The sequence below is a fragment of the Kosakonia sp. ML.JS2a genome (genome assembly GCF_025642095.1).
In the GTDB taxonomy this organism is placed as follows: Bacteria; Pseudomonadota; Gammaproteobacteria; order Enterobacterales; family Enterobacteriaceae.
Map to the genome: position 1 here is coordinate 3,944,442 of NZ_CP106754.1, position 11,898 is coordinate 3,956,339.

Consider the following 11,898-nt stretch of genomic DNA (forward strand, 5'->3'; position numbering starts at 1 on the left):
ACAAACACACCGGTAGACATGACCGGTGTGTGATGATACTCACTGTTAATTATTGAACTGACGGAATAGTGCCTTGCCTTTTAGCAGTCGGAGGCCCAGCCAGCCGCCGCACAGCGACAATAGCAGCGCGCCGCATAACGGTAAGGTGACCCACAAGCGCCAGTCTGGTGCCCACGGGAAGTCAAACACCCGTGTTTGCAGTACCGCCAGTGCAGTCTCTGCGCCAATCGTTGCCACCAGCCCGGAAACCAGCCCCAGCAGGGCAAATTCACACCACAGCGTGGTGCGGAGTAGCCGCTTCCCGGCTCCCAGAGTACGCCAGACCACCAGTTCCTGATGACGCTGTCGCATACCGACCTGCACCTGCGCCAGCAACAACAACACGCCGCACGCCGTAACCAGCACCACCATCACTTCCAGCGCCCGACTCACCTGCTCCAGCACCTGTCCGACCTGTTTTAAGATCGCGCCAATATCCAGCAGGCTGATGGTGGGAAACTCGCGGTTAAGCTGTGTCAGCATGCCGTTGCCGTTTTCCCACCGGAAACTGGTGAGCCAGCTTTGCGGCTGCCCATCCAGCGCCCCGGTCGGGAAAATAAAGAAGAAGTTTGGCCGCATACTTTCCCAGTCGACCTTGCGCAGGCTGGTAATTTTCGCGCTGAACGCCTGGGTATCGCCGGTAAAGGTCACGCTGTCGCCCAGTTTCAGCCCCAGCCTTTCCGCCAGCCCTTCCTCTATAGAGACTTCACCCGCTTTCGGCGGCCAGCTTCCGGCAGTGATCGGGTTATGGTCCGGACGCTGCGTTTGCCAGGTCAGATTCAGTTCGCGGTTTAGCGCCTCATCCGGGTTACCGTCCGTTGACTGACCGTTAATTTGCGTCAGCCTCGCCCGTACAATCGGGTAGAAGGACTCCGGGATCACCTGATGCTCAGAGAGGAAGGCTTTTAACGGCGTAACCTGCTCCGGTGCGATATTGATCAAGAAATAATTCGGGCTTTCCGGCGGCAGTTGCTGCTGCCAGCGATCCAGCAGATCGCCGCGCAAGACCAGCAGCATCGCCAGCAGCATAAAGGAGAGCGAAAATGCCGATAGCTGACTTAACGTTGACCAGGGCTGGCGCAGCAGACGGTTGACCGCAAGGCGCAGCGGCAGCGCTTTTAACGTCAGTTTTTTCAGCACATTAAGCAACAACCAGCCGACCACACCGCACAGCAGCGCCAGCACCACCGCCCCCGCCAGCACCGACCAGAGCAACATACTGCCGCCCATCAGCCAGGCCAGCAGCACCACAGCGACAGCACAAATCACCGGTACGTAAAATTTCAGCGGCCAGAGATCCGCCACCGCATCCCGGCGCAGCACACGCAGCGGTTGCGTTGCCAGCAGTAAGCGGTACGGACGTAACCCCACCAGCACGGAAATCACCACCACTGCGCCCACCGCCCATAGCCACGGCCACAGGCTGGCAGGCGGTAATGCCGCGGGCAGAACCGGTTTGAGCAGCAGCATTAATATTTTTTCAAACAGCAGCCCGATTGCCCCACCGGTGACCACCGCCAGCGCCAGCACCAGAACCCACTGGCCGACGATCAGCTTGCGCAACTGCGCCCGCCCAGCACCCAGTGTTTTGAGGATCGCCACCAGATCGTAGCGGCTGCGGCAGTAATGCCCCATCGCCACCGCCACTGCCGCGACCGCCAGCAACAGCGTGAGCAGCGCCGACAACAGTAAAAATTGCTGTGAGCGTTGCAAGGATTTGCCCAGCGCACCGCCGTCCTGCTCAAGCCCGTACCAGCGGTGTTCCGGCTTTAACTGCGGCAACAACCATTTTTCATATGCCGCCAGTTGCTCAGGCGTACCGCCAAACTTCACGCGCCAGGTCACCCGGCTGCCAGGCTGCACCGCCCCGGTTTTTGGCACATCCGCGGTGTTCATCAACAAACGTGGCGCCATCTGGAAGGGGTTAAAGCCGGCATCCGGCTCCTGAAGTACCTCCCCGGCGATACGCAATGTGGCATCGCCAACATCGATGCTGTCGCCAATCTTCAGATTGAGCAGCGCCATCAATCTTGGTGCCAGCAGCACGCTTCCTGCCTGCGGCTTTAAATGCGCCGGCTGGGTTTGTAACTCGCCGTAGATAGGGTAGATATCATCAACCGCTTTCACATCCGCCAGTTGCGGCGTATCTCCGGCAAAGGTCATGGTATTAAAACCAATCTGCTCGCTCACGGTGAGCCCGGTTTTCCGTGCTTCATCCAGCCAGGCCTGCGGCACTTCGCGGGAACTGCGCAGCGCCCGGTCGCCCGCCATAAAATCCCGGCTTTGCTGGCTCAGCCCTTTCTCCATGCGTTCGCTGATATTGCCCAGCGCCAGCACGCAAGCCACTGCCAGGCTCAGCGCCAGCCAGACAATCAGTAGCGACGGCGAGCGCCATTCGCGCCAGAACCAACGGGCAATCATGCTTCCTCCCGCAGTTCACCGTTGACCAGCCGCAAACGCCTGTCGCAGCGCGCCGCCAGTTGCAGATCGTGCGTGACCAGCAACAGCGTGGTGCCAAATTGCTGGTTCATGGAAAACAGCAGATCGGCGATCTTGTCCCCGGTCTGTCGATCCAGGTTGCCAGTGGGTTCATCGGCAAACAGCACCACTGGTCGGCCATTAAAGGCGCGCGCCAGCGCCACCCGCTGCTGCTCGCCGCCGGAAAGCTGCGCCGGAAGGTGATCAAGACGTTTGCCCAGCCCCAGCTCATCAAGTAGTGCTTTGGCACTGGCGCGGCTTTTACCGCTGTTTTCGCCGCGCAACAAGGCCGGTAACTCGACGTTTTCCAGGGCGTTGAGAGTGGGAATAAGCATAAAAGACTGGAAGACGAAACCGACATTCTGCGCGCGCAACTGCGCCCGCGCCTCTTCATCCATAGCGTGCAGCGGTTTCCCCAGCAGATTGACTTCGCCACTGCTGCCGTCATCCAGCCCGGCAAGGATCGCCAGCAGCGTCGACTTACCGGAACCGGATTCACCAATCAGGGCAATGGTCTCGGCTGGTTTGACAACAAGCTCAACTCCGGTGAGGATGGAAAGTTCATGCTCCCCCTGACCGACGGACTTCTTAAGACGATGAACTTCAACAATGTTTTCCGCTGGCATTTGCCCTTCCTGTTTTTGCTTTTGTTAACCTTCCGCGCCGCCGCGGCGGACACGTTGTTGATTCTTGGCGACAGCCTGAGCGCCGGGTACCGCATGGCGGCGAACGTTGCCTGGCCTGCGCTGCTCAACGATAAATGGCAGCAAAAGCCCACCGTGGTGAACGCCAGCATCAGCGGTGACACGTCGCAGCAGGGGCTGGCACGGTTACCCGCGCTGTTGAAAGAACACCAACCTCGCTGGGTGCTGGTGGAACTGGGCGGCAACGATGGTCTGCGCGGTTTCGCACCACAACAAACGGAACAAACGCTGCGCCAGGTGGTGCTGGCGGTCAAAGCCGCCAACGCTGAACCCTTGCTGATGCAAATTCGGCTGCCCGCCAACTACGGTCGCCGCTATAATGAAGCGTTCAGCGCCATTTATCCTAAGCTTGCCAAAGAGTTGGATGTGCCTCTACTGCCCTTTTTTATGGAAGAGGTGTATCTGAAACCACAATGGATGCAGGATGATGGCATTCACCCCAACCGCGACGCCCAGCCGTTTATCGCTGACTGGATGGCGACACGGTTGGCTCCTTTAGTTAACCACGACTCCTGATCAATCAGGGACGCCCTCAGGTAAAGTTATGCAAAAAACGGTCTTAATAACAGGATGTTCCAGCGGCATTGGTCTGGAAAGCGCACGCGAACTGAAACGTCAGGGTTTTCGCGTGCTGGCGGCCTGTCGCAAACCGGACGACGTCGCGCGAATGGATCGGGAAGGATTTACCGGCCTGTTACTGGATCTGGATGACCCGCAAAGCGTTGATCGCGCAGCAGATGAGGTGATCGCACTGACCGAAAATCGGCTGTATGGGCTCTTTAATAACGCCGGTTACGGCGTCTACGGCCCGCTGGAGACGATCAGTCGCGAACAGCTCGAACAGCAATTTTCCAGCAATTTTTTCGGCACGCATCAACTCACCCTGCGCCTGCTGCCGGCCATGCTGCCGCACGGTGAAGGGCGCATAGTGATGACCTCGTCGGTCATGGGACTGATCTCCACCCCCGGGCGCGGTGCCTATGCCGCCAGTAAATATGCGCTGGAAGCCTGGTCGGATGCGCTGAGAATGGAGTTGCGCCATAGCGGCATTAAGGTGAGCCTGATTGAACCCGGCCCCATCCGTACGCGCTTTACCGACAATGTGAATCAGACACAAAGCGATAAACCGGTAGAAAACCCGGGGATTGCCGCACGTTTTACCCTCGGCCCGGAGGCGGTGGTGGCAAAAGTACGCCATGCTTTCGAGAGCAATCATCCCAAAATGCGCTATCCGGTTACGCTGGTCACCTGGGTTGTCAGCCTGTTGAAACGCCTGCTGCCCGCACGCGTGATGGATAAAATTTTACACGGGTGAGTTGAAGGCGTATTGCCTGTCCCCATGTAGTACTAAACAGTAAAAACAGAGAATTCCACATGTCCGTACAGAATATCGTCAATATTACCGAAGCCAATCTGCAACAGGTGCTGGAGCAGTCCGTTGCGACGCCGGTGCTGTTCTATTTCTGGTCAGATCGCAGCCAGCATTGCCAGCAACTGACCCCGGTGCTGGAAAATCTGGCCGCGCAGTACAACGGGCAATTTGTGCTGGCGAAAGTAGATTGCGATGCCGAACAGATGGTGGCTTCGCAGTTTGGTCTGCGCGCGATCCCGACCGTCTACCTGTTCCAGAACGGGCAACCGGTAGACGGGTTCCAGGGGCCGCAACCGGAAGAGGCTATTCGCGCCCTGCTGGATAAAGTCCTGCCGCGCGAAGAAGAGCTGAAAGCTCAGGAAGCCATGCTGTTGATGCAGGAAGGAAAACACGCCGACGCATTGCCGCTGCTGAAAGATGCCTGGCAGCTTTCTCAACAAAACAGCGAAATTGGCCTGCTGTTGGCGGAAACGCTGATCGTTTTACACCGTGCAGATGAAGCGGAAAGCGTGCTGAAAACCGTGCCGTTGCAGGATCAGGACACCCGCTATCAGGGGCTGGTCGCACAGATTGAGCTGCTGAAGAAAGCCGCCGATACGCCGGAAATCCAGCAGTTGCAAAAACAGGTGGAAGCGAACCCGGCCGACGCACTGCTGGCGACGCAGCTTGCGCTGCAATTGCACCAGGTGGGGCGCAACGAAGAAGCGCTTGAACTGCTGTTCAACCATCTGCGTAAGGATCTCTCTGCCGCAAACGGCGAAGCACGCAAAATGCTGCAGGAAATTCTGGCCGCGCTGGGGACCGGTGATGCGCTGGCCTCGAAGTATCGTCGCCAGCTTTACTCCCTGCTCTACTAATCTTCCTGCCAAATTTGGCGATCGTGCTGTTTTGATCGCCAATTCGGGCTAAGATGGCATCAAATTAAACAGGAGGTTTTTTTGATGCCAATCGTCATTCTGGTTTTTATCTTCGTTGCGCTGGTGGTGGTTATCTCTGGCGTAAAAATCGTACCGCAAGGCTTCCAGTGGACCGTGGAACGCTTTGGACGCTTTACCCGAACGCTGCAACCAGGTCTGAGTCTTGTCGTGCCGTTTATGGATCGTATTGGTCGTAAGATCAATATGATGGAACAAGTTCTCGATATCCCCTCTCAGGAAATCATCTCCAAAGATAACGCCAACGTCACTATCGACGCGGTGTGCTTTATTCAGGTTATTGATGCGCCGCGCGCTGCCTATGAGGTGAGCAATCTGGAGCTGGCGATCATCAACCTGACCATGACTAACATCCGTACCGTACTGGGTTCAATGGAGCTGGACGAAATGCTCTCGCAGCGTGACAGCATCAACACGCGCTTGCTGCATATCGTCGATGAAGCGACAAACCCGTGGGGCGTAAAAGTGACGCGTATTGAAATTCGCGATGTGCGCCCGCCCGCAGAGCTGATTGCCTCAATGAATGCGCAGATGAAAGCAGAGCGTACCAAACGCGCTTATATTCTGGAGGCCGAAGGGGTGCGTCAGGCGGAGATCCTCAAAGCGGAAGGGGAAAAACAGTCGCAAATCCTGAAAGCGGAAGGCGATCGTCAGTCGGCATTCCTGCAAGCAGAAGCCCGCGAACGTTCCGCAGAAGCGGAAGCGCGCGCCACGCAGATGGTCTCGGAAGCTATCGCCGCCGGGGATATTCAGGCGGTGAACTACTTTGTGGCGCAAAAATACACCGAAGCGTTGCAACAAATCGGGTCGGCGAATAACAGCAAAGTGGTGATGATGCCGCTGGATGCCAGCAGCCTGATGGGATCTATCGCCGGGATCACGGAGCTGATCAAAGACAGCGCCAGCGAGCGGAATAAACGATGATCCCGCTGCTGCTCGAGCATACTTACCTTGCCTGGTTAACGCTCGGAGGGTTGCTGCTGGCCGCCGAAATGCTCGGCGGTAATGGCTACCTGCTATGGAGCGGCGTAGCAGCCGTGCTCACCGGGTTACTGGCCTGGGTTTTACCTTTTAGCTGGGAGTGGCAAGGTGTTCTGTTCGCCGTACTGACCATGCTGGCCGCCTGGCTATGGTGGCAATGGCTGGCGCGCCGGGTGAAGCAGCAAAAGCCTGCTGACGCGTCGCTTAACCTGCGCGGTCAGCAACTGACAGGCCGGCGTTTTCAACTGGATACCGCGCTGGTTAACGGCCGCGGTCATATGCGCGTGGGCGACAGTTCATGGCCTGTCAGCGCAGAGGAAGATTTACCCGCCGGCCAGCATGTGGAAGTGATTGCCGTAGAAGGCATCACCTTGCGCATTAAAGCCGTAAGCAAATAATAACACCACAAGGATCCGAAGTGATCGCACCCAAAAGCCATCTTGCGCTGGGCGTATGCCTGGCGTTTGCCGCCAGCGCCCCGGCGCTGGCGTCGTTTGATATGGATTACTGTCCCTGGGGCCACGCGGGCTGTTTTATCGTCAGTCCGCCGGTACTCGCCATCAACACCGACACGCGCGATAACCTGCTACGTCTGGTGGATGAAGCGAAAAACTTTACGCCGCTACGCCAGCCCGTACCGGCAGACATCACCCGTAGCCGGGATTTCTATTTCGGCATTCATATGGATAACCCGAGCAGCCAGCCGCCGACTGCGCCGACCACCGCTGAAACGTCTGTGGAAAGCACCCTGCATCAGCAGATGACTGCGCTGGGACTGGATCCGGATGCCGCAACGGATGCCGTACTTCAGCGCATGACCGCGCAGGGCGCCGATCTCCAGGAAGCCAGCAACGCAACGGTCCAGCAGGATGAACTGGAAAACCGCTTTGTTTCGCGCAATGACGAAACGCTTTCCGACTTTTTCGCCGCACTGCTCGCCGATACCTCCCTGAGCCATGAACAACGCCAGGCGCTGGCAAAAGCGCGCATGGCGGTAAACGGCACGGAAGCCAGCGAGCAAACCGTAAAAGCGCTCTCATTCCCGCAAGGATCGGCAGCACAGGGGTTCCAGGCCTATTTACACGGCGCGAATGCGTTCTACGCGGGCGATTTTGACGCCGCCGGGCAGACATTTACTGCCCTCAAAACCAGCCAGCAGCCGTGGCTTGCCGAAACGGCCAGCTATATGTTGATGCGCAACGCGCTCAATGCCAGTAGCGCAAATGCCAACGGCGACTATGGTGATTTCGATGTCCATAAAGTGGATAAAGCTCTCGCACAGCAGGCGCGGGACGCCGCAGAAAGTTACCTGAAAACCTGGCCGACAGGCCGCTATGCCGATTCTGCACAAGGGATGCTGCGCCGTATTAACTGGTATTTACAGGATGGAAATGCGCTGGCGAAGCTCTATGAGCAGGCGCTGTCGCAGACCGAAAACGCCGATGCACTGGTCGCCATCATCGGCGAAAGCGACAACAAGCTGATAAGCCAGGATCTCACCTGGGGAAGCGACGCCTTTCTCACCGCGCCGGACGCCTCGCTGCTGACGTTTGTGCAGACGCTGCGGCTGATGCGTAATAACACCTGCGACGGACGCACCCACTGTGTGGATCAAGCCTGGCTCGACGGCCTGAAAGCCGACTTTGAGAAGAACAAACATGCGGATCTGTGGAATTACCTGCGTCTGATGCTGGCCTGGAGCAAGCAGGATTACGCCACGGTGCAGAACGCCATTACCCCCGCCCAGTCGCTCCCGGCGCACAATCTTCTCGCCTTCAGCGAGCAGGTGCTGTATGGCGATGCGCTGATGGCGCAAAAACAGTGGCCCGCCGCTCAGGCGCACTGGCTGCATCTGCTGGATCTGAGTAAAGATGTTGAACAACAACAGCTTCTGCAAGCAAAACTGGCGGCCACGCTGGTAGAGAGTGATGCGCAGGCGCAGATTTTTGCCGCAGACAGCCGGGTGACCAATTTGCGTTACCGCTCACTGGTGCTGAAAACCCGGGCCTCACGGGAGTTGCTACGCCAGCAGGCCACGCGCGGGCCCAACAAAGAAGAGCGCACCATCGCCCTGCACACGCTACTGACGCGCGATCTGACCGAAGGCCATTACGCCGACTGGTTGCAGGATATGTCCCTGGTGGTCGCCATTACGCCGCCGGTCGCTGAAGAGGCGTTTGATGATGTGAAGCTGAGCACCTTTGGCTGGAAAGGCACGGACAAAGAGACCGCTTACTTCTGCGCACCGCTGGAGACAACCGTCACCACCCTGAGCCAGAAAGCGCACGATGCACACGCGCTGAATTGCCTGGGTGAGTTCTTCCGCACGACACAAACCCGCGTAATGCTGGAGAAAGATCGCGGCGGTAATGACGTGCTCGACGTCGCGACGCATGCAGAAGAACGCCCCGGCGTGCCGCACCGTCTTGCCTTATATCAGCAGGTTATCGCCGATGCCAAAGCCGAACCCGAAGATAAAAGCTATGCGCTCTACCGGGCGGTGATGTGCTATGCCCCCTCCGGCTATAACGATTGTGGCGGCAAAGACGTCGATAAAGCGGTGCGTAAAGCCTGGTTCCAGCAGTTGAAGAGCCGTTATCCTGGAAGCGTATGGGCCCGAGATCTCAAATACTACTGGTAATCGCTCTGTTTGCCGCGCTTCTTACTCCCTCTGCCTTCGCGGCAGAGGGCAGCCAGGCGTACTGGTTGTGGTCTGGCGTCCGTCCCACGGCAGCGTTACGTGATGCAAAGACCGTTTACCTGCATCAGGGCGATGTCGTTGTCCTGGCGGGCAATGCGGTATTTGAACGTAAAGGCTTGCCGGTCAATCGACTGACGTTTCCGCGTATCTGGCTAACCGTTCGCTTTACCACGCTGGATGTACCGGACGCCCTGCTGCTGCGTCTTAATCGCCTGCTGGCGCGCTGGCGTGACGCCGGGAACACGGTTGTGGGATTACAAATAGATTTTGACGCCGCTACGCATCAGCTTGAGGATTACGCGCAGTTTTTGCGCCGGGTGCGGCAGATTTTACCCTCGCAGTATGCGTTGGGAGTGACCGGGTTACTGGACTGGGCGAAAACCGGTAATGTGCAAACGCTGAACACCCTGCCAGTGGATGAACTGGTGGTGCAAAGCTATCAGGGGCGCAGCACGGTGGATAATTACACCGCCTACCTGCCCGCGCTGTCCGGGCTGCGTCTGCCGTTTAAACTGGGCGTGGTACAAAACGGCCTGTGGGATCGTGACGAAGAGCGGCGTATTGCCGCTTCGCCGTGGTATCGCGGGACGGTGATCTTTATGCTTAACCCTTCGCGTGGTGATGGCAGCAGCCAGAAAGGTTATCAATAATCGGGCAGTCCGCACTGTCGTCTCCGGGACAGGAATCCGCCAGCGCCAGCAGTTGCGTACGCATCTGCTGCAATTCGATGATGTGCCGCTCGATCTCCGCCACTTTCTGCAAGGTGCGCGCTTTCACATCGGCACTGTGGCGGGCTGGATCGTTAAACAGGGTGACCAGCTCGCCGCACTCTTCAAGGTTAAACCCCACCTGGCGCGCCTGACGTAGCAGGGTCAGCTCATTTAAATGCTGTTGCGTGTAGCTGCGATAGCCGTTTTCGCTGCGTAACGGCGGCGTGACCAACCCTTTTTCTTCATAAAAACGGATCGCTTTACTGGTCAAACCGGTTTTTTTTGCCACATCGCTGATATTCACATGTCCCCCTTGCTGTCTGTGTTTCCGACCCTACAACATTATTTCGCCGACACAACGTAGAGTATAGGGCCTTTAACCCGCCCTGACGTCAGGTGCACAATAGTAAGCGGCACAATATGACAAAACAAATATATCATTGTTGCCAATACATTTTTTATTTACCCCCGTTACCGCTTCGCTATAACATGTGGCCGGATGTTTCAAATAATGATAAATGATTTACACACAGGAGTTGTTATGAGTGATATGGCGTTTTGCCGTGGTTGCGGAAAGGAAATTCATAAAGAAGCGGTTGCCTGCCCGAATTGCGGCGCACCACAGGCCGTGGCGGGAACCAAAAGCCGCATTACCGCCGCACTGCTTGCCTTCTTCTTTGGTGGATTTGGCGTGCATAAATTTTATTTAGGGAAAACAGGTCAGGGCATTCTTTATCTCCTGTTCTGCTGGACCTTTATTCCTTCCATCATCGCGTTTATCGAATTTATTATTTACCTGTGCAATTCCGATCAGGAATTCGCTCGTAAATACGGTTAATGATCTGCCCGCTTCACGCGTCAGGCCTCGCACTATGCGGGGCTTTATTTTTTATTCCCGCCCGACAGGCCTCCCCGGCGACAACGCGCGTCCTCACTAAATAACCGTCCTCCTACGACAGCAGCCGAATTTTGCCATCAAATAAGATTACTCTTATTTTCAGTCTGTTAGCGTTCGGTAGCATGGCTGCGCTTTGTAATACCTTATGTTTACTCTTTTCTCTAAAGGGATGTTTATGGCATGGGATAAAGATGCAGCGGTGGCTTACCTGGTGAAACATGCCGGAGCTAAATCGCGCTCAGAATGTGCGACCTACACACGTCAGGCCATATCGGCAGGCGGAATTAACCTTATAAGAACAGGCGATGCCAAAGATTATGGTGACTCGCTGTTAAAAGCAGGATTTACAGCGTTACCCGCTTCGGCTGCACCGGAAAAAGGCGATGTTGCCATTATCCAGCCTTATCCAGGCGGTAATATCAGTGGCCATATGACGATGTTTGACGGCAAAAATTGGTATTCAGATTTTAAACAACGGGACATGTACCCAGGCCCCGGCTATCGCAGATTCCACCCACCGTATGTTATCTACAGGAAAAAATGATGCGTTACGTACTGTCGTTATTGCTGGCGCTTTACCTTCCTTTCGCAAGTGCAAACACCGGAACGGATGTGCAGAAAGAGATCGCGGCGTTTTACACCTATTATCTGAACGAGTTTGGCAAAACGCCGCCGGATGAACTGATTAAAACGAAAACCATGCAGCAATGGGCATCGAAGAAATTACTGGCGCGAATGGCCGTTATTTATGACATGCCTGAACAGGAATTATTGGGCTCAGATTACTTCACCTATTGCCAGGACTATGACCCGGCATGGATCGCGCGCCTTAATGTCTCCCCCGCCAAACCAGACGGAGACAGCATGAAACTGGACGTTTCGCTGGGTATTGAAAATAACAAGGCAAAACATCTTCAGGTATGGACGCGTAAGGAAGAGGGCAAATGGAAAATATGGCGAGTCGTTGACGCCGGAAACCATTACGAGCAGAAACTCGATTAACGCAACCCGATCAGCCATCAGCCCCGCTCACATCGCGGGGCTTTTTTATGGTGATTATCTGCGGGCTGCAATGCAGAG

At 56.3% G+C, this 11,898-nt stretch carries 13 protein-coding genes; 10 read left to right on the top strand and 3 right to left on the bottom strand.

From position 1 onward, the window contains the following. Positions 1-45: 45 nt before the first annotated feature. On the bottom strand, positions 46-2,460 hold the full coding sequence (ybbP, locus tag N7922_RS18695) for a putative ABC transporter permease subunit YbbP (protein ID WP_263097732.1): 2,415 nt from the start codon (positions 2,458-2,460) through the stop codon (positions 46-48). Further along, positions 2,457-3,143, bottom strand: coding sequence for a putative ABC transporter ATP-binding protein YbbA (gene ybbA, locus N7922_RS18700; protein WP_263097733.1), 687 nt, complete (start codon positions 3,141-3,143; stop codon positions 2,457-2,459). The genes ybbP and ybbA overlap by 4 nt, the downstream gene beginning before the upstream one ends. Here ybbA and tesA point away from each other — a divergent pair. The 7 genes from tesA (at position 3,114) to N7922_RS18735 (ending at position 9,860) form a co-directional block, all read left to right on the top strand. Further along, positions 3,114-3,737, top strand: coding sequence for a multifunctional acyl-CoA thioesterase I/protease I/lysophospholipase L1 (gene tesA / locus N7922_RS18705; RefSeq protein ID WP_263097734.1), 624 nt, complete (start codon positions 3,114-3,116; stop codon positions 3,735-3,737). The two genes, ybbA and tesA, sit on opposite strands and share 30 nt — an antisense overlap. A gap of 28 nt (positions 3,738-3,765) precedes the next feature. Next, a complete protein-coding gene (locus N7922_RS18710) occupies positions 3,766-4,536 on the top strand; it encodes an SDR family oxidoreductase (protein WP_263097735.1) in 771 nt (256 codons plus the stop codon). 59 nt (positions 4,537-4,595) lie between these two features. Beyond that, on the top strand, positions 4,596-5,450 hold the full coding sequence (locus N7922_RS18715; RefSeq protein WP_263097736.1) for a co-chaperone YbbN: 855 nt from the start codon (positions 4,596-4,598) through the stop codon (positions 5,448-5,450). Positions 5,451-5,534: 84 nt separating this feature from the next. Then, entirely contained in the window at positions 5,535-6,452 is a 918-nt protein-coding gene (locus N7922_RS18720; RefSeq protein ID WP_263097737.1) for an SPFH domain-containing protein, read from the top strand. After that, a complete protein-coding gene (locus N7922_RS18725) occupies positions 6,449-6,907 on the top strand; it encodes an NfeD family protein (protein WP_263097738.1) in 459 nt (152 codons plus the stop codon). Before N7922_RS18720 ends, N7922_RS18725 begins: the two co-directional genes overlap by 4 nt. Positions 6,908-6,930: 23 nt before the next feature. Continuing rightward, positions 6,931-9,150, top strand: coding sequence for a hypothetical protein (locus tag N7922_RS18730; protein WP_411554284.1), 2,220 nt, complete (start codon positions 6,931-6,933; stop codon positions 9,148-9,150). Continuing rightward, the gene (locus tag N7922_RS18735; protein ID WP_263097739.1) at positions 9,120-9,860 is read left to right on the top strand and encodes a DUF3142 domain-containing protein; all 741 of its coding nucleotides are present in this window, start codon (positions 9,120-9,122) and stop codon (positions 9,858-9,860) included. Before N7922_RS18730 ends, N7922_RS18735 begins: the two co-directional genes overlap by 31 nt. Here the strand turns inward: N7922_RS18735 and cueR are convergent. Next, entirely contained in the window at positions 9,814-10,224 is a 411-nt protein-coding gene (cueR, locus tag N7922_RS18740; protein ID WP_061497047.1) for a Cu(I)-responsive transcriptional regulator, read from the bottom strand. The two genes, N7922_RS18735 and cueR, sit on opposite strands and share 47 nt — an antisense overlap. Before the next feature lie 237 nt (positions 10,225-10,461). On the opposite strand from cueR, the gene N7922_RS18745 reads away from it, so the two are divergent. The 3 genes from N7922_RS18745 (at position 10,462) to N7922_RS18755 (ending at position 11,820) form a co-directional block, all read left to right on the top strand. Beyond that, positions 10,462-10,758: a TM2 domain-containing protein gene (locus tag N7922_RS18745; protein WP_263100951.1), complete on the top strand. Its 297-nt coding sequence runs from the start codon at positions 10,462-10,464 to the stop codon at positions 10,756-10,758. A gap of 235 nt (positions 10,759-10,993) precedes the next feature. Next, the gene (locus tag N7922_RS18750; RefSeq protein WP_061497051.1) at positions 10,994-11,362 is read left to right on the top strand and encodes a hypothetical protein; all 369 of its coding nucleotides are present in this window, start codon (positions 10,994-10,996) and stop codon (positions 11,360-11,362) included. Then, positions 11,359-11,820, top strand: coding sequence for a YbjP/YqhG family protein (locus N7922_RS18755; RefSeq protein ID WP_263097740.1), 462 nt, complete (start codon positions 11,359-11,361; stop codon positions 11,818-11,820). Before N7922_RS18750 ends, N7922_RS18755 begins: the two co-directional genes overlap by 4 nt. The last annotated feature ends 78 nt before the right edge of the window (positions 11,821-11,898 follow it).

Bases quoted from the DNA above. Each gene is read 5' to 3' on its own strand.
- ybbP (WP_263097732.1), bottom strand. From the start codon at position 2,460: ATGATTGCCCGTTGGTTCTGGCGCGAATGGCGCTCGCCGTCGCTACTG.
- tesA (WP_263097734.1), top strand. From the start codon at position 3,114: ATGAACTTCAACAATGTTTTCCGCTGGCATTTGCCCTTCCTGTTTTTG.
- ybbA (WP_263097733.1), bottom strand. From the start codon at position 3,143: ATGCCAGCGGAAAACATTGTTGAAGTTCATCGTCTTAAGAAGTCCGTC.
- N7922_RS18710 (WP_263097735.1), top strand. From the start codon at position 3,766: ATGCAAAAAACGGTCTTAATAACAGGATGTTCCAGCGGCATTGGTCTG.
- N7922_RS18715 (WP_263097736.1), top strand. From the start codon at position 4,596: ATGTCCGTACAGAATATCGTCAATATTACCGAAGCCAATCTGCAACAG.
- N7922_RS18720 (WP_263097737.1), top strand. From the start codon at position 5,535: ATGCCAATCGTCATTCTGGTTTTTATCTTCGTTGCGCTGGTGGTGGTT.
- N7922_RS18725 (WP_263097738.1), top strand. From the start codon at position 6,449: ATGATCCCGCTGCTGCTCGAGCATACTTACCTTGCCTGGTTAACGCTC.
- N7922_RS18735 (WP_263097739.1), top strand. From the start codon at position 9,120: ATGGGCCCGAGATCTCAAATACTACTGGTAATCGCTCTGTTTGCCGCG.
- N7922_RS18745 (WP_263100951.1), top strand. From the start codon at position 10,462: ATGAGTGATATGGCGTTTTGCCGTGGTTGCGGAAAGGAAATTCATAAA.
- N7922_RS18750 (WP_061497051.1), top strand. From the start codon at position 10,994: ATGGCATGGGATAAAGATGCAGCGGTGGCTTACCTGGTGAAACATGCC.
- N7922_RS18755 (WP_263097740.1), top strand. From the start codon at position 11,359: ATGATGCGTTACGTACTGTCGTTATTGCTGGCGCTTTACCTTCCTTTC.